General features: G+C 67.2%; 10 protein-coding genes. 2 read left to right on the top strand and 8 right to left on the bottom strand.

Features of this window, described 5'->3' with window-relative positions; genetic code table 11:
• Nucleotides 1–12 precede the first annotated feature (12 nt).
• Nucleotides 13–1167, bottom strand: a complete 1155-nt coding sequence (locus WEA80_07555; protein ID MEX1186430.1) for a sensor domain-containing diguanylate cyclase — start codon at nt 1165–1167, stop codon at nt 13–15.
• Nucleotides 1167–3722: a DNA gyrase subunit A gene (gyrA, locus tag WEA80_07550; GenBank protein ID MEX1186429.1), complete on the bottom strand. Its 2556-nt coding sequence runs from the start codon at nt 3720–3722 to the stop codon at nt 1167–1169. Before gyrA ends, WEA80_07555 begins: the two co-directional genes overlap by 1 nt.
• Nucleotides 3723–3960: 238 nt before the next feature.
• Between gyrA and WEA80_07545 the strand changes: the two genes are divergently transcribed.
• A complete protein-coding gene (locus WEA80_07545; protein MEX1186428.1) occupies nt 3961–4479 on the top strand; it encodes a cupin domain-containing protein in 519 nt (172 codons plus the stop codon).
• Nucleotides 4480–4605: 126 nt separating this feature from the next.
• A complete protein-coding gene (locus tag WEA80_07540) occupies nt 4606–5532 on the top strand; it encodes a PP2C family serine/threonine-protein phosphatase (protein ID MEX1186427.1) in 927 nt (308 codons plus the stop codon).
• On the opposite strand, the gene WEA80_07535 is transcribed toward WEA80_07540, so the two are convergent.
• From WEA80_07535 to WEA80_07510, 6 genes are all read right to left on the bottom strand, one after another.
• Complete coding sequence (locus tag WEA80_07535; GenBank protein ID MEX1186426.1) at nt 5529–8129, bottom strand: protein kinase; 2601 nt, start codon at nt 8127–8129, stop codon at nt 5529–5531. The genes WEA80_07540 and WEA80_07535 overlap by 4 nt on opposite strands.
• A gap of 72 nt (nt 8130–8201) precedes the next feature.
• Entirely contained in the window at nt 8202–10871 is a 2670-nt protein-coding gene (locus tag WEA80_07530; protein MEX1186425.1) for a protein kinase, read from the bottom strand.
• The gene (locus tag WEA80_07525; protein MEX1186424.1) at nt 10868–13510 is read right to left on the bottom strand and encodes a protein kinase; all 2643 of its coding nucleotides are present in this window, start codon (nt 13508–13510) and stop codon (nt 10868–10870) included. The genes WEA80_07530 and WEA80_07525 overlap by 4 nt, the downstream gene beginning before the upstream one ends.
• Before the next feature lie 2 nt (nt 13511–13512).
• Nucleotides 13513–16185 carry a protein kinase gene (locus WEA80_07520; GenBank protein MEX1186423.1) on the bottom strand — a complete coding sequence of 891 codons (2673 nt, stop codon included), beginning with the start codon at nt 16183–16185 and terminating at the stop codon, nt 13513–13515.
• A gap of 1 nt (nt 16186) precedes the next feature.
• A complete protein-coding gene (locus WEA80_07515) occupies nt 16187–18865 on the bottom strand; it encodes a protein kinase (GenBank protein ID MEX1186422.1) in 2679 nt (892 codons plus the stop codon).
• Nucleotides 18862–21540, bottom strand: a complete 2679-nt coding sequence (locus WEA80_07510) for a protein kinase (protein MEX1186421.1) — start codon at nt 21538–21540, stop codon at nt 18862–18864. The genes WEA80_07515 and WEA80_07510 overlap by 4 nt, the downstream gene beginning before the upstream one ends.
• Between the last annotated feature and the right edge of the window lie 24 nt (nt 21541–21564).

The raw sequence follows: 21564 nt of genomic DNA, 5'->3' as shown, positions 1-21564 counted from the left end.
GCAGTTACAGCGCTATACGCAGACCCTGTTTCGCCCCTGCTCTTTGGCCCGGTACAACGCCTCGTCCGCCTTTACAAACAAGGTCTCGACCGTGTCCACTCCCGGCGACGGGAACGTGGCCACGCCGATGCTGGTCGTGAGCTTCGCGCCCCCGCGATCGGTGCCCAGAAAGCTGTGGCGCTCGATCCGCTCCCGCACGCGCTCGGCGAACGCGACCGCGCCCTGGGATGTGGTCTCGGGCAGAACCACCACGAACTCCTCCCCGCCGTACCGCGCCACGAAATCCACCGTGCGCGTCGAGCGCTGGAGCAGCGCCGCGACCTCGTGCAGCACCTCGTCGCCCGCGAGGTGGCCGTACGTGTCGTTCATGAACTTGAAGTAGTCGAGGTCCACCATCAGCAGCGACAGCATCGAGTCGTACCGGCGCACGCGGTCCATCTCCGCCACCAGCCGCAGCGTGAGAGCGCGGCGGTTGAGCAGCTGCGTCAGCGGGTCGGTGTGCGCCAGGACCTCGAGCCGCTGGTTGTCCGCGCGGGTCAGCTCCACCGCGTGCGCGCGGCGGATCGCCGCCAGCGCGCTGCCCACGACCGTGCTGGCGAATTCCACGTCGCCCTCGTCGACCTCCGGCCTGGACTGGTCGCGGCGCAGCAGGAACACGCCCGATGTGTCGTCGTCCAGGTAGAACGGGAGCACGATCACCGACTTCACCGAGACGTGCAGGCCCTCCTGCTCCCAGCGCTTGCGCAGCTCGGTGTACCACGGGCTCTGGTGGATGTCGCGGATCAGCACCGGCCGCTGGTCGAGCAGCGCGGCCGCGATCTCGGGATACCGGTCCACCTTGACCTGCAGGTTCTGCAGCGAGGGCGCCTCGAACGCGGTGGCCACCACGCCCATCTCGTCGCCGGGCTTGGCGAGCACGACCGACGCCTGCGACAGGTCGAGCGCGCACGCCAGGCGGCGCGTGAGCATGTGGAAGATCTCGTCGCTCGCGAGATTCCCCATGACCTCGTGGAGGATGTCCACGAGATGTCCCCGGTTCTGCGCTTCCTCCCGGACCCGGTGCAGCTCCGCCTCCATCTTCTGGAGCGCCGCGCGCAGGACTTCTATCGTCTCGTCCTGCTGCTGCTTCGCGCGCGTTTCCGGCGGAGTCTTCACCGTCGGCGCCATCAGCTCTCGGAGCCGGCCTCTACTGCCTCGTCGGCTTCGTCGCCGCCGGTGTCGCCCGGGCCGCCCGGGCCGCCCGGGCCGCCCGGGCCGCCATCTTCGCCCTCGTCCTCCGGCACCACGCGCGCGACCGCGGTCACGACGTCGCCCGGATCGAGATTCACGAGCCGCACGCCCTGCGCGATCCGGCCGGTGGTGCGGATCTGCGAGACCGGCGAGCGGATGATGACTCCGCCGCGGGTGATGATCATGATCTCGTCTTCCGGCAGCACTTCCATGATTCCCACGACGTCTCCGGTCTTCTCGGTGCGGTTCACCGTGATGATCCCCTTGCCGCCGCGATTCTGCACGCGGTAGTCGTCGATATTGGAGCACTTGCCGAGCCCGCGCTCCGTCACGACGAGCAGTGTCGCCTCACGCTTGATGACGACCATCCCCACGACATGGTCATTCGCGCGCAGCTCCACGCCCTTCACGCCCGTGGTGTCGCGTCCCATCTGCCGGACCTGCTGCTCGTGGAAGCGGATGGACAGGCCGTGCTTGGTCGCGAGCACGACGTCGTTGGTGCCGCTCGTCACCTGCACGTCGATCAGCTCGTCGCCGGCGTCGATCTTGATCGCCTTGATCCCGTTGGCGCGCGGGTTGGCATACTGCGACAGCGCGGTCTTCTTCACCGTGCCGTCGCGCGTGCAGAACAGGAGGAACTCGGTGTCGCTGAACGCGCGCACCGGCACGATCGCCTTGATCTGCGTCTCGGGCGAGACGTTGATCAGGTTGACGATCGGCTTGCCGCGCGCCGCGCGCCCGGCCTGCGGCAGCTCGTGCACCTTGAGCCAGAAGCAGCGGCCGTCGTGCGTGAAGCACAGCATGTAGTCGTGCGTCGAGCCGATGAACAGCCGCTCGATGAAGTCCTCTTCCTTGAGCCCCTGGCCGCTGAGCCCGCGCCCGCCGCGCCGCTGCTTGTGGTACGTGGACACGCTCGTGCGCTTGATGTAGCCCGAGTGCGAGATCGTGATCACCATGTCCTCCTCGGCGATCAGATCCTCGATCGTGAACTCGCCCTCGTCGCTCGTTATCTCCGATCTCCGCTCGTCCCCGTACGTCTCGGCGACTTTCTCCAGCTCCGCGCGGACGAGCCGCATCCGGCGCGGCTTGGACGAGAGGATGTCGCGCAGGTCCTTGATCGTCGCGCGCACCTCCTTCAGCTCGACCTCCAGCTTCTCGATCTCGAGACCCGTGAGCTTGGCGAGCCGCATGTTGAGGATCGCCTCGGCCTGCCGCTCGCTGAGCTTGAACTTCTTCTGCAGCTGCCCGCTCGCCGTCGCCGTGTCGTCGGCGGCGCGGATGAGCTTGATGACCGCGTCGATGTTGTCGACCGCGATCTTGAGACCCTCGAGGATGTGCTCGCGCTCGACCGCCTTGTCGAGATCGAACTGCGTCCGACGGATCACCACGGTATGCCGGTGCTCGATGTAGTGCAGCAGCACGTCGCGCAGCGGCATGATCTTCGGCACGAGCTGGCCCGTGCCCGGGTCGGGCACCAGCGCCAGCATGATCACGCCGAACGTGGACTGCATCGCCGTGTGCTTGTACAGCTGGTTCAGCACCACGCGCGGGATGGCGTCGCGCTTGAGCTCGATCACGATGCGCATGCCGTCCTTGTCGGACTCGTCGCGCAGCGCGGAGATCCCCTCGAGCTTCCCTTCCTTCACCAGCTCGACCATGTCGATGATGAGCTTGGCCTTGTTCACCTGGTACGGCAGCTCGTTCACGACGATCTGCGACTTGTTGGAGGATTCCTTTTCCTCGATGACGGCGCGCGCGCGCATCACGATCCGGCCGCGCCCCGTCTCCTGGTAGGCGCGGATGCCGGCGCGGCCGTAGATGTAGCCGCCCGTCGGGAAATCCGGGCCCTTGATGAGCTTCCGCACCGCGCCCGGCTCGATCTCAGGATCTTCGATCAGCGCGACGAGCGCGTTGACGACTTCCCGGACGTTGTGCGGCGGGATGTTCGTCGCCATGCCGACCGCGATCCCCGACGAGCCGTTCACCAGCAGGTTTGGCACCGCCGACGGGAGCACACTCGGCTCCATCAGCCGGTCGTCGAAGTTCGGCGTGAAGTCGACGGTGTTCTTGTCGATGTCGGCGAGCATCTCCATCGCGACGCGCGTGAGCCGCGCCTCGGTGTACCGGTACGCGGCCGCGGGATCGCCGTCCACCGAGCCGAAGTTCCCCTGCCCGTCCACCAGCGGATAGCGCAGCGAGAAATCCTGCACCATGCGCACGAGCGCATCGTACACCGACGAGTCGCCGTGCGGGTGATACTTGCCGAGCACGTCGCCGACGACGGTCGCCGATTTCTTGTACGGCCGGCCCGGCACGAGACCGAGCTCGTTCATCGCGTACAGCACGCGGCGGTGCACGGGCTTGAGCCCGTCGCGCACGTCGGGGAGCGCGCGCGACACGATGACGCTCATCGAGTAGTTGATGAACGACTCTTTGATCTCGTCGTCTATGAGGCGCGGAAGGATGCGTTCGCGGATGATGGGCGCGGTCATCTAATCGGGTGAGTGGGTGGCGGGCGGTAGGGGAATCCGCCGAACCCTGCAATATACGATTTCCGACGGGCTTAATCAATGGTGAACATCCGTGGTAAGTGCCTGCGATTCAACAGCTTAGGACTGCCAGCGGTAGTAGTCGGAACCCGCCCCCAAAAGGTGGGACTTTCGCCGGCCGTGGGCCGCGCCGAAGTTCAGGGGGAGCGACTTTTCTCCGGTTCCACAAAGGGAGGTCCCCGTGCGAAGCTTTTTCCTGGTAATCTTGCCGGCGGCGGCAGCGCTGGCGTGCGCGCGAACTGTTGCGGTGCCGCCCCCGCCGCCGGCGGCGGAAGTTTCGATGACGCCCGTGCATCGATCCACCGAAGGGATGGTGCTCGCGCACGCGAACCTCATGGGGTGGGGCGCGGGACCCGCGGCGCTGCCGGCCGGCGCGCAGATGATAGTGCTCGACGGCGATCCGACCAAGGCCGAGCTGTTCACGCTGCGGCTCAAGCTCCCCAACAACTACACGATTCAGCCGCACTATCACCCGCAGTGGGAGCACATCACCGTCATCAGTGGACTGTTCCACATCGGCATGGGCGACACGTTCAGGGCGGGCGGCTGGAACGAGCTGCAGCCGGGCTCGTTCATCGCGATGCGGCCGGGGATGCGGCACTTCGTGCACACGGTCGGAGAGACGGTCGTGCAGCTGCACGCGATGGGACCGTGGGTGGTGACGTACGTGAATCCGGCGGACGATCCGAGGAATCGATAAGAAGAGCTGGCAGGCCGACAGCTGGCAGCTAGCAGCGAAAAGATCGAGGAAACCAGTGGCGTGCCATCGTCTCGCGGTTCCTGTGAGCTCATAGCTGCTAGCTGCTAGCTTTACTCTTGATCTTCCATGCCCCACTGCGACGACCGTCCTCCGCCCGCCGAGATCGCGTCACCCGAGCTGAAACGTCCGCGCGACGACGAGCTCGATCTCTTCGGGCTGACGCACCAGGGCAAGGTCCGCGAGACCAATCAGGATCATTTTCTCGTTTGCACCGTGCACCCGCAGGTCGTGGTGCACAAGACGAGCCTGCCGCACGTGGACAAGTTGCCGCTGCGCGGGTCGCGGCTCGCGACGATTCTGGTCGTGGCCGACGGCGTGGGCGGCGGCGACTTCGGGAGCGAGGCGGCGCAGCTCGCGACCGAGTCGGTCACGAAGTACGTGTCGTGCACGCTGCGCTCGTACCACGCGGCCGGGAAAGCGTCGGACGAAGAGCTGCTCGATTCGCTGCGCACCGCGATCGGCGAGGCGCACGACGCGGTGCTGGCCGACGGCGCGGGTCGTACACCGCCCACGAGCATGGCTTCCACGCTCACCGTCGGGCTCGTGATCTGGCCGTGGGCGTACGTGGTGCAGGTGGGCGACAGCCGCGGCTATTACTGGAACGGCAGCGAGCTCAAGCGGCTCACGCGCGATCAGACGATCGCGCAGGACTTGGTGGACAAGGGAGTGCTGCCCGCGGAGCGCATGGAGATCTCGCCTTACCGCAACGTGCTCGCGAGCGCGATCGGGGGCGGCGAGGCCACTCCCGAAGTCACGTGCATAGAGATCCAGCGCAGCGGCACGCTGCTGTTCTGCTCGGACGGCCTCACCAAGCACGTCACGGACGAGGAGATCGGTGAGCGCATGAGCCGCATGACCGGCTCCGAGCAGCTGGCGCGCGAGCTGCTCGATCTCGCGCTCGAGCGCGGCGGAACCGACAACGTCACCATCGTGGTTGGCCGCGCGCCGCCGGAGAAGACGCCGCCGGTATCACGCCCGGCCTTTTCTCCCTAACGTCCCGCCGCCCTGCCCTTCCGCTTCACTTCCTCCGTCCAGTTCTGAATCACGACCATGTCGGACAGGCGGCCCTGGTACACCATCACGAACTTCCCGTCCGCCCGCACGTCGTAGTTCGAGTGCGGGATCGCGGCCTCGTACACCGACACGTCGAATAGCGGAGTTCGCGACAGCACGCGGAACTCCGGCGCGGTCTGGACCGACACCGCCATCAGCGGCGTGTCTTCCCGCCCGGTCCCGCGGTAGAACAGCTCTCTTCCGTTGCGCGACCAGACCGGCTCGATGCCGCCGCTCTGCGACACGAGCATCTTTCCGCCCGGACCGTCGAGCGGACGCACGTATACCTCGTTCTGGCCCGACTCGTCGGACACGTACGCCAGCCAGCGGCCGTCCGGCGAGATCGCGGGGTAGTACTCATTGAAATTGGTGGCGAGGAACGGCTGCTCCTTCCGGTCGCCGGTGAGCGGCGTGAGCGCGAGATCGAAGCTGCCGGCCGCCCCCGTGAGAATCGTCAGCGCGCGCTGGTCGCCGGGAAGGAACGCAGCCACGGTCTGCGCCGACGCGCCGACGTAGATTGAATCCGCGGCGCCGCTCCCGTCGGCATTCCGCGCGAACATCCCGATCACACCGTTGCGCGCGCTCGCGTACGCCACCCGCCGGCCGCTCGCGTCCCACACCGGATCGTGCCCGTCGTTGTCGAAGGTGAGGCGCGTGAGCGTGCGGTCCCGCAGGTCGAGCGTCCACACGTCGCGCGTCCCCTGCTGCGTGAAGTCCACCGCGATCCGCGCTCCGTCCGGCGAGAAGCGGGGACTGTGGAAGCGCCGCTGCACGTCCGCCGCGCGCGTCGCGACGCCGGCCCGATCCACCAGCATCAGCTCGAACGGAAGCTGCGGCACGTATACCAGCGAGCCGTTGTGCGAGACCGAGACTTGCGGCGGTCCGCCCACCGGCAGCAGGACCTGCTGCGCCAGCGTCACCGGCGTGCCGGTGAGCTTCGCGTCGTCCAGATCGAACGCCGCGCCGAACAGCGTTCCCTCCGGATCGATCCACGCGATGTAGCCGCGGTCGTACGCCACGCCCGCGACGACCTGGTCGAGTATCAGCTTCCGCTTGCCGCTGGCGACGTCGATGAGGTACGGCCGGCCGATGACGCCCGCGCCCGGTGCGGCGATAGTTATCACCGAGCGCCCGCCATCGACCGCGTGCGTCACGATCAGCGCGGACTCGCCCTTCGACGAATCCGGGCCGGCGACGACGCGGCTCTTGCCTTCGCCGTCGATCGCGTAGATCGCGCCGTCGAGACCGGTGACGGCGAGCGTGAGGTTGTCGAGCCAGATCCCTCCCTGCGGAAACAGCGCGCCCGTGGGAACCGGGACGACGGCGCCGCCCGCCGCTGACATCCTCTTCATCGTCGTGCCGGCGGTGAAGCTGATCCACTGCCCGTCGGGGCTGAACAGCGGGTTCGCCGCTCCCTCCGTTCCGGCGATGGGAGTCGCGACCAGCTCGTCCAGCCGCCTGCGGTACAGCTGCACTCCGCGCGCGCCGTGACCGGCGTACACCAGCGTTCCGCCGTCGGGAGAGATCGTGAGCATCGTCAGCCCCGATCCGTCCAGGCGATGGTCCGGCGGCGTCGCGACGACGAAGCGCGATACGGCGGGAACCGCGCGCTGATCGGCGGACGCCGCGCTTCCGATGGCGTAGCCGAGCGCGATCGCGGCCAGCGCGATCGCCGGGAGCGCCACGAGAGGCCGCCGCCACCACGGAATAGCGGCGGAGCGAACGGCGCCGGTCGCGCGCGCCGCCGCCGTTACGACGCCGGGCGTGTTGATCGCCGCGGAGAATTCCGCGGCGGTCGCGAACCGGTCGGCCGGGAGCTTCTCCAGCGCGGTGAGCACCGCCAGCTCGACGTGCCGCGGGATCGTGTGCCGCTTGGGCAGGAGCGGCCGCGGCTGCTCGGTCAGAACCTTCGCGACGATTGACTGCGCGGTCGGGCCGGTGAACGGCGGCTCGCCGACCAGCATCTCGTACGTGACGGCGCCAAGCGCATACACGTCGGAGCGCGCGGTGATCTCGCGCTCGCCCATCGCCTGCTCGGGGCTCATGTAGTGCGGGGTGCCGAGCGACATCCCGGTCTCGGTCATGCGCGTGCCGGCGGTGCTGACCGCGAGGGCGATCCCGAAGTCGGCGACGAGCGCCTGCCCGTCGTGCAGCAGGATGTTCTCCGGCTTGATGTCGCGGTGGATCACGTTGCGGCGATGCGCGTAGTCGAGCGCGCTCGCGACTTCGGTCGCGATCTTGACCGACTCCGCGATGGGGAGCTGCTTCTCGCGATTCAGCCGCTCGCGCACGGACACGCCTTCGACGTACGGCATCACGTAGAAGAGCAATCCGTCGACCGCGCCGGAGTCGAACAGCGGGAGAATGTGCGGGTGCTGCAGGTTCGCGGTCAGCTTGATCTCCGCGAGGAATCGCTCCGCGCCGATCACGGCTCCCAGCTCGGGGCGGAGCAGCTTGAGCGCGACGAGGCGGTCGTGCCTGAGATCGCGCGCGAGGTATACAGTGGCCATCCCGCCGACGCCGATCTCGCGGTCGATGGCGTACCGGTCGGCGAGCGCGGTGGAGAGCTTGTCGATGCTGGTCAGATAATTACCCGGTGTGGCGAACGGTTAGCGCTGTCCGCGCGCCAGGTTTCTGATCTCGGCGCCCCAGTTCTGGACGACCACAACCGGCACCGGGGCATTGCTCACCTCGGCACCCACTGGGCGGGTGAAAATGAAGCGCTGATCGTCCGGCATGACGTCGTACGATCGACCCTGAGGGAGAAGATTGAGGCCGCGGGTCGAGAAAAGAATGCGCTGGTCGCCGGTGCGGAACGTAGAATCGGACACTAGAGAGACCGATATGATGTTCCCGGCAGCCTCCCGATAGAACAGCTCCCTTCCGTTGCGCGCCCAGAAGGGCTCGAACCCGCCATTGCGCGATACCTGCCACTTTCCCTCGTTGACGTTGGGAAAGGGCCGCACGTACACCTCGTATCTGCCGGTCTCGTCCGATGCGTATGCCAGCCAGCGCCCGTCCCGCGAGAGTGCCGGTCCGACTTCCTGAAACCGCTCCGAGGCGATGAGCGGGACGGCACCACTGTCGCGGCGGAACAACAGCAGCATATCCCGGCTCGGCGGCGCGCCGACCCGCACGATCATCTGCGCCGGATCCCTGGTCAGCGCGATCTCGAAAAGGCCCCGCTGCAGATCAACCAGAATCTCCTCGCCGCCGGTACCGTCCGCGCGCCGAATCCGGAAGTCCGAGTTCCCGCCCTGCACCGACGTGTAGATCACCGATGCTCCGTCCGGCGACCAGGCGGCCGCGCGCGTGTTGCTTCCTTCGAAGGTAAGCCTCCGAAGCGCGCCCCCGTCGAACTCCTTCACCCAGATGTCGTCGCTTCCGGAAACCCGCGCTCCGACCGCGAGCCTTCGACCGTCGTGCGACAACGCCATCCCCCAGTTCGCCGACGTCACGAACGACCACGCCGAGTCCACCGGCGATGTCAATCCCGACCTGGTCACCCACACCGGCTCCACTAACGACCCCGCCTGCGAGGCGCCGGGGATGTACACGAGCGTTCCATTCCGCGCGACCGTCATGTCCGCGACCACGACACCGGTCCGAACACCGCTGAGCACGGGCACGGCCGGCCCGGTAAGAACGCGCTTGCGGATGTTGAAAGGCGCGGCGAACGCCCCGCCATCCCGTCGCACGAACACGATGTTTCCATCGAGAAACCATCCCTGCAGCGACTCCGCGGCCAGCACATTGGACTCGCCGGTCTCGAGATCGAGCGCCCGCACGTCGGCGTCGTCGCAGCCGGGCCGGCAGGTAGTGATTATGGCGCCGGCGCTGCCTGGAAGTCCCGTGACGTTTACGACGCCCCGGCCCATGGAGTCCGCCGATACTACCCGTCTGCTTGGTCCGCCCGCGGCGGGCACGGCGAGCAGATTGAAAGATGCTGTGGTGAAGAGAATCGTTCCGTCGTCCAGCCATGCCACGGCCGGCTGGATCGCTGCGGAATCGGACAGGGTTATCGCGGACCCACCGAACGCCGGCACTTTCTTCAACTTCCCTTCGGCACCGAACGCGATCCATTCACCGTCCGGCGAAAACGCCGGGCCGGCGGCTTCATCCGTTCCGACGATCGGAACGGCGTCGAGCTTGTCGGGCTCCTTCAGCCAGAGCTGCTGCTTTCCTATGGTATCCACGAACGCGAGCGTTTCGCCGTCCGGGGACACCGCGAGGAAGCGCCCCACGACGGATACCGGAGTCACCGTCTTCCACAGCATGATGCGGTCACGACGGACCGACCGCTCCGGAGGTCGCAGCCAACCCCACGCACCGACCGCAATCGCCATGGCAGCGACCGCCCACGGCAGCGCGTGCAGGGCGCGCTGCCGGGCGCCCGGCCTCGCCGCCACTGCGCGCGCGCTCGCCGTAGCGCGCGTCTCCGGGACCGGACCGCGTCCGGCAATCGCGTCCGCGAACTGCGCCGCGCTCGCGAACCGGTCCGCCGGCATCTTCTCCAGCGCGGTAAGCACAGCCGCTTCCACGTGCGGCGGCACCGACCGCCGCTTGACCGCGAGCGAGATCGGATCCGTCGTGAGTACCTTCGCTACTACCGCCTGCGCGTTCGGTCCGATGAACGGCGGCTCGCCCGTCAGCATCTCGTAAGTGACCGCGCCGAGCGCATAGATATCCGCGCGATGATCCACGGACTTGTCGCCCATCGCCTGTTCTGGGGCCATGTATTGCGGCGTGCCAAGCGACATTCCCGTTTGCGTCATGCGGGCGCCACCCGCCTGCTGCACGGCCAGCGCGATGCCGAAGTCCGCGACGAGCGGACGTCCGTCGTGCAGCAGGATGTTCTCCGGCTTGATGTCGCGGTGCACCACGCCGCGCTTGTGCGCGTACTCGAGCGCGTCGGCGACGTCGCTCGCGATTCGCACCGCCTCGGCGATCGGCAGCTGCTGCTCGCGCTCGAGCTTGCGGCGCAGCGTCTCTCCCTCGACGAACGGCATCACGTAATACAGGTGCCCGCCGGCGTTCCCCGAGTCGAACAGCGGCAGGATGTGCGGGTGCTGCAGGTTCGCGGTGAGCTCGATCTCCTTGAGGAACCGCTCGGGGCCGAGCAGCGCGCTCAGCTCGGGGTGCAGCACCTTGATCGCGACTTTGCGGTGGTGCTTCACGTCTTCGGCGAGATACACGGTCGCCATTCCGCCCTGGCCGATCTCGCGCTCGATGGTATAGCGGTCGGCGAGCGTCGCGCTCAGGCGGCTTGACTCGGTCACCTAGCCGCCCGGAAGATGTCGCTGAACGCGTCGGTGAAAACCACGATCGGGGCGCCGGCGCGGGCAGACCGCACCATCACCAGCCCCTTCCCGTCAGGAAGGACGTCGTAGTCTGAGCCGTCTTCGGAGAGCTCGTGTGACGACCGGAAGATCTCACGACGGCCGGCGACTGTGGGAGCAGCCTGGCCGGTGATCGCGACGGCGATGACAGCCCCTTCGAGCGTGCGATAAAACAGCGTTCGCCCGTCACGGCTCCACACCGGCTCCTGCCCGCCATTGTTCGAGATGACCTCGCGCGCGCCCGCGACCGGCACCGCGCTCGCGTACACCTCCGCGCGGCCGCTTTCGTCCGACACGTACGCCAGCCACTTGCCGTCAGGCGAGAGCGCAGGGGCCGTCTCGCTGAAAGGAGTGGCTTGGTACGGTTGTCCCCGTGTCGAATCGAGCGAAGCTATGAAAATGTCCGAAGTGTTAGCATCGGCTGGGTCCTGCACCGCGTAGGCAAGCCACTTGCCGCCGACGGAAACCTGATTGATGAGCCGGGGACTGACCGAGAGGAGGACTCGCTCGGGTGCGCTGCGGTCGGCGGGCTGGATCCTCACCAGCGAATCGCCGGCGTACACCAGGCTGCGCCCGTCAGGTGTCCAGGCGAGATACTCGCTGTTTCCGGAGAACGTGAGCCGCAAGGTCGTTTTGCGCTCGAGATCGTGGACCACAATCTGGTGCCCGCCCGCAATCCCACCCATCGCGACCGCCAGGCGCCGGCCGTCGGGAGAGATCCGCGGGCTGTCATAATGATTCGCGTTCACCGGGATGTTGATCTCCCGCGCCACCCCGTTTTCCACGAAATCCACGGCTCCGCCCGCCGTGCCGGACTGATAAATCAACAGTCCGCGTGCGGATATGTCGTAATCGATCGGCCGGCTGAGGTTATCGGTCAGGGTGCGGGGTGACCCGCTCGTGGCGCCCCGTCGCGGCTCGTAGCGTTGCGCGACGAGCGATCCTCCGCGTGCGACGGTCACGTATCCAGCGGCGCTATACACCGGCCGGGCGCCGTCGGTGATGTAATGCTCGGCGCCGCTGCGGATATCCACCACCCCGACTCGCGGACCGCCGTCCGGGCGGAAGCGCGCGTACAACACGGCGCTGGTGCCGGCCACGCTCGATGGGTACCGGTAGCTCGAATCAGGCACGCCGATCCTCGTCGGAGTGCCGCCGTCCGCCGAGACGGCGTACAACTTTCCCTCGCCCGCAAAAACGATGGTTCCATCGGACAGCCAGGTCGCGCCGTACGGAAAGCCCTGTACGGTCGCGATCGTGAGTGGGGCTCCACCGCGCGCCGGCACCTTTCTCAGCTCGTAGTCACCGACGGCTCCCGCTCGTCCTCCGCCTCCCCCGCGTCTCGTCCTGAATCCGAGCCAGTTGCCGTCCGGAGAGAAGAATACCTCGAGGGCGCCTTCCGTTCCGGGGACGGCATGCGCGACGAGCTCGTTCAGCTGCCGCGCATAAAGCTGGCGAAGGCCATTGTGCGCGCCGACGTAAACGAGCTCCTTTTCATCCGGAGAGATCGCCACCTGGTAGCCGCAGCAGGCGGTGCCCGCCTGGTGCGCCGAATCGACGTAGAGAGCGAATTGCACGGGCAGTCGACCCGATGTCGGCACCGGCTTCGCGATCCACGCCGCCGCCGCTCCGAGCGCGACCAGCGCGAGCGCGGCCGCTGGCAGAAGCCACTTTCGCCGCGCCAGAGCGCCTGCCGCTGGTTGAATCGGCGCCGCGGCGCGGACGCCCGCGTCACTGCGCGGATCCGTCAGCGCCGCGCGAAGATCGCCGGCAGTCACGAAGCGGTCGGCCGGCAGCTTCTGCAAGCCCGTGAGAACGGCTGCCTCCACGTGCGGCGGAATCGTCTTGCGGAGCTCCCGCAGCGGGACGGGATCATTGGTCATGACCTTCGCGACGATGGCCTGCGCGGTCGGTCCGCTGAACGGCGCCTCGCCGGTAAGCATCTCGTACGTCACTGCGGCGAGAGCGTAGATGTCCGCGCGGTGATCCACATCGCGCTCGCCCATCGCCTGCTCGGGGCTCATGTACTGCGGGGTGCCGAGCGACATGCCGGTCTGCGTCATGCGCGTGCCGCCCGCGTGCTGCACGGCCAGCGCGATGCCGAAGTCGGCCACCATCGGGCGGCCGTCGTGCAGCAGGATGTTCTCCGGCTTGATGTCGCGGTGGATCACGTTTCGCTTGTGCGCGTAGTCGAGCGCGTCCGCGACATCGGCAGCGATTCGCACTGCGTCGGGCACGGGCAGCTGCCGCTCGCGTTCGAGCTTGCGGCGCAGCGTCTCGCCCTCGACGAACGGCATCACGTAGTAGAGGTGCCCGTCCGCGTTCCCCGAATCGAACAGCGGAAGTATGTGCGGGTGCTGCAGGTTGGCGGTGAGTTCGATCTCCTTGAGGAACCGCTCCGGACCGAGCACCGCGCTCAGCTCCGGATGCAGCAGCTTGATCGCGACCTTGCGATGGTGCCTCACGTCCTCGGCGAGATACACCGTCGCCATTCCGCCCTGACCTATCTCGCGCTCGACCAGGTACTTGTCCGCGAGAGCAGCGTTGAGCTTGTCGAGGGCGCTGGTGGTGTCCGTCACATTTACTGCCCGCCGCTCTGCTGCCGCGCGCGGCCCTCGCCGCGCAGCTGGTCGAACCAGTTGAGGACCACCACTACCGCGCCCGACGACGCCGGACCTTGCGTCGTGATGAAGCGGCCGTCCCTCGTCACGTCGTACTGCGCGTGGAAGGGATAACTTGTGAAGATCCCGCGAAACAGCTCGGTGCGACTCTGAACCGAGAACCCGGGCGCGGTGACGACGCGGGCGGCCATCATCCTTTCGCCGTTCCGATAAAAAAGCTCACTACCGTTGCGGGACCAACGGGCCTCTCCCCCGCCGTCGAGTGAGATCTGCACTTTCCCGCCCGGCTCGGGAAAGGATCGTACGTAAATCTCATAGCGGCCGGACTCATCCGATGTGTACGCCAGCCAGCGCCCGTCGGGTGAAACGGCCGGCGCGAACTCGTCGTTCGGAGTCTGCAGGTAAGTCCGCACCGCGCGACCACTGTCTGCCGACATCAGGATGATGTCGTTGCGGCTCACCGAGGCGTTGTTCTGGTGGTACACGAGCCACCTGCCGTCGGGGGACCACTCGTCCGCCAACTGGCGACCCGGCATCGCGAGCAGTGGCTCCGCCAGCGCGCTGCCGTCGGCCCTGATCCAGCCGATATCCGGCGTTCCGTTGACGTCCATCGTATAGGTAAGTCGCGATCCATCGGGCGTCCACACGGGGCGCGACGCCGTGCCTGTGACCGTCAGCTTCGTCAGCGTCTTCTGCGCGACTTCGTAGACCCAGATGGAACTCGCCCCGCTCTCGGCGATCTCCACGGCGATCCGCGTCCCGTCCGGCGATAGCCGTGGCGCGCTGTATGTCCGCATCTCCGTCGTGAGCTCACTCACGCTGCCGCCGCGCTCCACCGCCACCACGGACCTCGCGGTGGCGGTCCCGCTCGCGTACACGAAAGTCCCCCGCAGGGAAATGCCGAACTCGGCGGGGCCTCCGAGGCCGACGGCGACTTGCTCCGCTATCGGTACGGCGTTCCCCCGGAACTCCAGTGATCGCGGATCGAACGGCGCGGCGGTTATCGTGCCGTCGGAGTTGGAGAGTACGATGTGTCCGGTCGAGACGTAGCTGGGGTTGCCCCCCGCGACCTGAAATTTTTTCACGCGACGGTCGCCCAGCGTCACTGCAGCGGGCGAGAAAGTATTAAGCCCCGCCGACAGCTGGAACAGCACGGCATCTCCGCCCGGCATGAAATGAGGAAAACGGTAACCCGTCACACCATCGGTCGTGTCCAGCTGCAGCAGCAGCGCCGGCTTGCCGCCGGCCGCAGGCACCTGTCGCAACCCGTCCTCCATGGCGAAAACCACGACGTCGTTGTCGCCCCAGGTGGCACCGAAAAAGCCGCTGTCCAGGGCGGAGATGGTGAGCGGCGGGCCGCCCGAGAGAGCTATTTTCTGTAGCCGCCCCGTGGCTACGAATCCGATCCACGCTCCGTCCGGCGAGAAGAAGGGCGCTGTGGCTCCACGAGTCCCCTCGATCGGCACCGGCTCGAGCTGCCCGAGCGCACGCATGAACAGCTGGCCCACACCCGCGGCATTCACACCCGTATAGACGAAGCGAGCACCGTCCGGCGATACCGCGATACCGCTGCCCGGGAGGTCGGTGAAGCGCGCGGTTTCGGCAAAGGTTATGGAAAAGCGCGCAACCGGCGCCTGGACCGAGGGCTCATCCCGCAACCAACCCCACGCACCGACCGCAATCGCCATGGCAGCGACCGCCCACGGCAGCGCGTGCAGGGCGCGCTGACGGGCGCCCGGCCTCGCCGCCACTGCGCGCGCGCTCGCCGTGGCGCGCGTCTCCAGGACCGGACCGCGTCCGGCAATCGCGTCGGCGAACTCCGCCGCGCTCGCGAATCTGTCCGCGGGCATCTTCTCCAGTGCCGTGAGTACCGCCGATTCGACATGCGGCGGCACGGAGCGTCGCTTCGAAACGAGTGACGAAGGATCCGTGGTGAGGATCTTCGCGACGACCGCCTGCGAGTTCGGACCGGTGAATGGCGGCTCGCCGGTGAGCATCTCGTATGTCACCGCGCCCAGCGCGTAGATGTCCGCGCGGTGATCTACCGACTTGTCGCCCATCGCCTGCTCGGGGGCCATGTACTGCGGGGTACCGAGCGACATTCCGGTCTGCGTCATGCGCGACCCGCCTGCCTGCTGCACGGCGAGCGCGATGCCGAAGTCCGCCACGAGCGGACGTCCGTCGTGCAGGAGGATGTTCTCGGGCTTGACGTCGCGGTGGACTACGCCGTGCTTGTGCGCGTACTCGAGCGCGTCGGCCACGTCGCTGGCGATGCGCACCGCCTCGGCGATCGGGAGCTGTTGCTCGCGCGCAAGACGCGTGCGGAGCGTCTCGCCCTGCACGTACGGCATCACATAGAACAGCAGCGTGTCGGCCGCACCCGAATCGAACAGCGGCAGGATATGCGGATGCTGCAGGTTCGCGGTGAGCTCGATCTCGTTGAGAAATCTCTCGGGGCCGAGCACGGCGGTGAGCTCGGGGTGCAGCACCTTGATCGCGACCTTGCGGCGGTGGCGAATGTCCTGCGCGAGATACACGGTGGCCATTCCGCCCTGTCCGATCTCGCGCTCGATCTCGTACCGATCCGCGAGCGCGGTGGAGAGCTTGTCTAGAACGTTGCTGGAACCAGTCATGCTATTGACCCGCCGCCGCTTGCGTTCGCGCGTCGGCACGGTTGCCGCGGAGCTGGTCGAACCAGTTCAGCATGACGATCAACCCCTGCGATTCCTGCTCGCTCTTCATTGTCAGAAAATGCCGGCCATCGGGTGAGACATCGTACTGGGCAAAGTACAGGTTGCTCCGAAACGCCCCGCGAAACAGCTCCGTTCGCCCCGTCACGGTGAACGTCGGCCGAAGCTGCACTGTGGCCGCCATCATTTGCTCGCCGTTCAGGAAGAAAAGCTCGCGCCCGTCGCGCGACCATCGGGGCTGGGATCCACCAGCGAGCGAGACTTGCACCTTGCCACCCGGAACAGGAAACGAGCGCACGTAAATCTCGGTTCGACCCGATTCGCTGGACGTATAAGCCACCCACGCACCATCGGGAGACACGGCCGGTGCGAACTCGTCCGCCGCGCTGTCGAGATATGGTCGCGGCGCAGCGCCGCTGTCCGTGGACAACAGCATAATGTCGTTTCGGGCGGCTCCGCCCTGATGGAACACGAGAGTTCGACCATCGCGGCTCCAATCATCGCCGATCCTGCCACTTCCGCTGGCGATCACCCGCTCCGGCTGAGCGCTCCCATCCGCGCGAACCGACCAGATGGCCGGGGGTCCGTCGAATGCCGTGTACGTAACCCGGGCGCCGTCCGGCGTCCAGAAGGCCCGGCTGGAATTCCCGGAGAAGGTGAGCCGGGTGAGTGTCTTTTGCGCGAGCTCGAACACCCAGATGCTCGAGCTCGAACCTTCGTCTACGGCAACCGCAACGCTCTTCCCATCCGGTGAAAAACGGGGAGACTCGTAACTCCGATTTTCAGTTGATATCTGCTGCACGGCCCCACTTCGGTCTACCAGCACCAGCGAGCGGGCGCCGGAAGCACCCGGGCTATATGCAATCGATCCCCGTCGCGAAACGCCCATTTTCGCGGCACCTCCGGAGCCGACAACGACACCCTCCGCGACCGGGATAGCGGCGCCCGTGACCTCTACGCGGGATGCATCGAACGGGACGGCTACAACAGTTCCCATGAGGCTGCTGAGCAGGACGTGCCCCGAGTTCACGTAACGAGGATCGGAGCCGACTTCATTGAGCTGCTTTACGGTCCCATCCCCCAAACTTGCCGCAGCGAGTCGATCTATGCCGGCGGAGTCCCGAAGCTGGAAGAGGACGGTTTTTCCATCCGGGAGAAATTCAGGAAACCGATGCGCCGCAAGCTGCAGCGAATCGGTCCTGGTCAGCAACGTCAATCGCCCGCCGGCCGCCGGCACCTGTCGCAGTCCGAATAGGGTAGCCACGACCACGATATCGCCCGCGCCCCAGCTTGCTCCGAGATACCCGCTGTCCGCGCTTGCGATCGTCAGCGGCGGCCCGCCTGCGAGCGCGACCTTCTGGATCTTGTCGTCCGCGGTAACGAAGCCGATCCACGCTCCATCCGGAGAGAAGAACGGGTCCCTCGCGTCCCGGGTTCCAGGAATTGCAGCAGGCTGAAGTTGCCGGAGGCTCCGCAGGAAAAGGTGTTGCTCCCCCTGCTTCGTTCTGCCGGTGTACACGATCCGGTCGCCGTCGGGCGAAAACGCTATCGCGCGTCCACCCGTCTCGACGAACGGAGCGTCATCCGGAAGCGGCAGCGCAAACGTGGCCACCGGATTGACCGGCACCGGCATTGGCCGCATCCATCCCCACGCGCCTCCCGCGATTGCGAGAGCGAGCAGCGCGGCTAATGCGGGAACGGCGAAGCGGTGCGAGCGCCACCCACCGGCCGGCAGTCGAGCGTGGCCCGTGAGAGCGCTCTCGCGCCGCGGGGGCACCGGGACGAGCTCGGGGTTCGCGAGCGCCGCCCCGAACTGCGCTGCGCTCTGGAAACGATCAGCGGGAAGTTTCTCCAACGCGCGGCGGACAACGGCCTCAAGATGCGGCGGGATGGATCTGCGCTGCAACGTCAGCGAGCGCGGCTCCTCAGTTACCACGCGCGCGATGATCGCCTGCGCGCTCGGCCCGGTGAACGGCGGCTCGCCGACGAGCATCTCGTACAGCACGCAGCCGAGCGCGTAGATGTCGCTCTTGGCCGAGATCTCCCGCTCGCCCATCGCCTGCTCGGGGCTCATGTAGTGCGGAGTGCCGAGCGACATGCCTGTTTCGGTCATGCGCGTGCCGCCGCCTGCCGAACTCACCGCGAGCGCGATTCCGAAGTCCGCGACCTGCGCGCGGCCGTCGTGCAGCAAAATGTTCTCGGGCTTGATGTCGCGGTGGATCACGCCGTGGCGGTGGGCGTAGTCGAGCGCGTCGGCTACTTCACGCGCGATGCACACGGCGTCATCCACCGGCAACTGCGTCTCGCGCGAGAGCCGATCCCGGAGCGACTCGCCGGAAACGAACGGCATTACATAGAAGACGAAGCCGTCGGCTTCCCCGGAGTCATGCAGCGGCAGGATGTGCGGATGTTGCAGATTTGCGGTCGTGCGGATTTCGTGCAGGAAGCGCTCGCCGCCGAGTATCGCCGACAGCTCGGGGCGCAGCACCTTGAGCGCCACCTTGCGGTGGTGCCGCACGTCCTGCGCGAGATACACCGTCGCCATTCCGCCTTGGCCGACCTCGCGCTCGATCTCGTATCGACCGGCGAGCGCGGTCGTCAGGCGCTCCACAGGATTGCTCACTGCTTCAGCCGCGCCTGGAGGTCCTGGAACCAGTTGTCCACCCGCACCAGTTGTTGCCGCCGCGCGCCGGTCCGCTGGCGGATGGTAACGAAGAAGAAGCTTCCGTCGGGGCCGACGTCGTAAGACTGGTGAAACGCGTCGAAAATGAAATCGTTCGCAGCGAATAGAGCGCGCCGTCCGACAACCTCGAAGGCGGGAGCGGCGCGCACGTCCGCGGCTGTGAGGCGGTTGCCCGCGTCGAGGTAAAAGATCCGCTTCGCATCCCTGGACCAGCGCGGCTGGCTCCCGCCGCCGACGGACACCTGCCACAAGCCGCCGCCGGTGACCGGGAACGGCCGCACGTACACTTCATCCCGTCCCGATTCGATGGATGTGTACGCTAGCCATTTGCCGTCGGGCGAGACTTCGGGATGCAGCTCGGTGAACCCGCTACCCGCGAGCAGCACCGGCGTGGTATCACCGCTGGTGCGAACTCCAATCAGGTCGCCGGCACCTTGGCCGGCGTTGTCGGTCCGGACCACCAGCCACTGACCGTCGCGCGTCCACGTCACTTCCTGGAGCTGCTGCGGCAGGCGGAGCAGGAGACGATCCGAGCCGCTTCCGTCCGCGGGCCGGGTGACAACCATGCCGGTCGTGAGCGTGTCGCGGATGAATGCCACGAGCCGACCGTCCGGTGACCAGGCTGGGCGCCGGTCCCGACCCCCGAAAGTCAGGCGCGTGAGCGGCCCGCGGTCCAGCTGCTTGACCCAGATATTCAATGCGCTGCTTCCCACGCCGACGCCGACAGCGAGGCGTCGGCCGTCGGGCGAAATCGCAAGCGAATTGAACTGGCCCGACCAGGACGTATCTACCTGGCTGACGCTTCCTTCCGCGCTGACGCGGACGATGATCGCGTCGCGGAAGTCGACCGCTCCCGACAAGTAGACCAGGCTGCCGGAGCGCGACCAGGCGAGCTGCGCAAAGCCTCCTCCCCGAAACACGCTCTCGAGCGCGGGCACGGCTCCTCCGGTGATCTCGAGCTTTTCAAGATCGAAGGGCGCGACAAGCGCCGCTCCGTCGGCGCGCACGTACAGCAGGTGGCCGGAAGGCAGATACCAGGCCTGGATTGCATCCTCGATGATCGCCTTCCGTGTCCCCGCTCTGAAATCCACCGCGTGCACTCCGACTGAGACGCAGCCGGAGCTGCACATCTGCACCAGCACGCCACGTCCGCGTGGGAGCGGAGTGGGATAGCCCATCCCCCGCCCGCCCGTCAGCGTGTCGTGCAGCACCACCGAGTACGATCCGCCGGCCTCGCCGATTCGGCGGAGCTCGATGAGAGATGGCGCCACATAGACCAGCGACCCGTCCTCGAGCCAGGCCGCTCCGCCGTATGGGCCGGCGACGGAATCGGCGATCGTGATCGCCGCGCCTCCCCGAACGCGGATCTTCTTCAGCCTCCCGTCGGCTATGAAGGCGACCCACTCGCCGTCGGGGGAGAAAGTCGGATTCGACGCGCGCTCGGTGCCGGGGATCGCGCGCGCGTCGAGCTCCGAGCGATGCTTGATCCAGAGACGGCCGCCCGCGATGGCGTCACGGAAAACGAGGGTCGCTCCGTCGGGAGAGAGCGCCAGGCCGGCGTTCGCGATGCTGACGCCGGCGGTGTCGCCCATCTCGACGTACTGCCAGTTGGGCGTTTCCGCGCCGGCGCCCGGGCCACTCGTCGCCATCCACGCGGCCAGCGCGAGCGCCGCTACCGCAATTCCCGACGCCGCCAGCGCAGCCACTCGCCAGCGCGGCGCGGCGGCGGAAGTGACCGTCGCGACAGTCGCGCTGGTGTGCGCGAGCGTCGGCCCGCGGCCCGCGATCGCCTCGGAGAATTCCGCCGCGCTCGCGAATCTGTCGGCCGGCATCTTCTCCAGCGCCGTGAGCACCGCGGCGTTCACCTGCGGCGGCACCGAGCGGCGCTTGGCTACGAGCGGCGACGGATCCGTGGTGAGGATCTTCGCGACGACAGCCTGCGCGTTCGGCCCGGTGAACGGCGGCTCGCCGGTGAGCATCTCGTATGTCACCGCGCCGAGCGCGTAGATGTCGGCGCGATGATCGACCGCCTTGTCGCCCATCGCCTGCTCCGGCGCCATGTACTGCGGCGTTCCCAGCGACATCCCGGTCTGCGTCATCCGCTCGCCGCCCGCGTGCTGCACGGCGAGGGCGATCCCGAAGTCGGCCACGAGCGGCCGTCCCTCGTGCAGCAGCACGTTCTCCGGCTTGATGTCGCGATGCACTACGCCGTGCTTGTGCGCGTACTCCAGCGCGTCGGCGATGTCGCTCGCGATCCTGACCGCCTCCGCGATCGGGAGCTGCTGCTCGCGCATGAGCTTCTGCCGCAGCGTCTCGCCTTCCACGAAGGGCATGACGTAGAACAACAGGTTGTCCGCGGCGCCCGAATCGAACAGCGGCAAAATGTGCGGGTGCTGCAGGTTCGCCGTGAGCTCGATCTCGTTGAGAAACCGCTCGGGACCGAGCACCGCGGTCAGCTCGGGGTGCAGCACCTTGATGGCGACTTTGCGCCTGTGCCGGACGTCCTCGGCGAGGTAGACCGTCGCCATCCCGCCGGTGCCGATCTCGCGGACGATCGAGTAGCGGCCCTCGAGGGCGGACGCGAGCCGATTCAGGGTTGTTTGGGGGGGAAGCATGCCGCGCCAAAACTACGGTTTGGT

This window comes from Gemmatimonadaceae bacterium, assembly GCA_040882285.1.
GTDB lineage: Bacteria > Gemmatimonadota > Gemmatimonadetes > Gemmatimonadales > Gemmatimonadaceae > JACDCY01.
The sequence above is the reverse complement of the archived record's forward strand: the minus strand, read 5'-3'. Positions and strand labels throughout refer to the sequence as shown.

Excerpts from the sequence above, each read along its gene's own strand:
- WEA80_07555 (MEX1186430.1), bottom strand. The coding sequence starts at position 1,167 with ATGGCGCCGACGGTGAAGACTCCGCCGGAAACGCGCGCGAAGCAGCAG.
- gyrA (MEX1186429.1), bottom strand. The coding sequence starts at position 3,722 with ATGACCGCGCCCATCATCCGCGAACGCATCCTTCCGCGCCTCATAGAC.
- WEA80_07510 (MEX1186421.1), bottom strand. The coding sequence starts at position 21,540 with ATGCTTCCCCCCCAAACAACCCTGAATCGGCTCGCGTCCGCCCTCGAG.
- WEA80_07520 (MEX1186423.1), bottom strand. The coding sequence starts at position 16,185 with ATGACTGGTTCCAGCAACGTTCTAGACAAGCTCTCCACCGCGCTCGCG.
- WEA80_07540 (MEX1186427.1), top strand. The coding sequence starts at position 4,606 with ATGCCCCACTGCGACGACCGTCCTCCGCCCGCCGAGATCGCGTCACCC.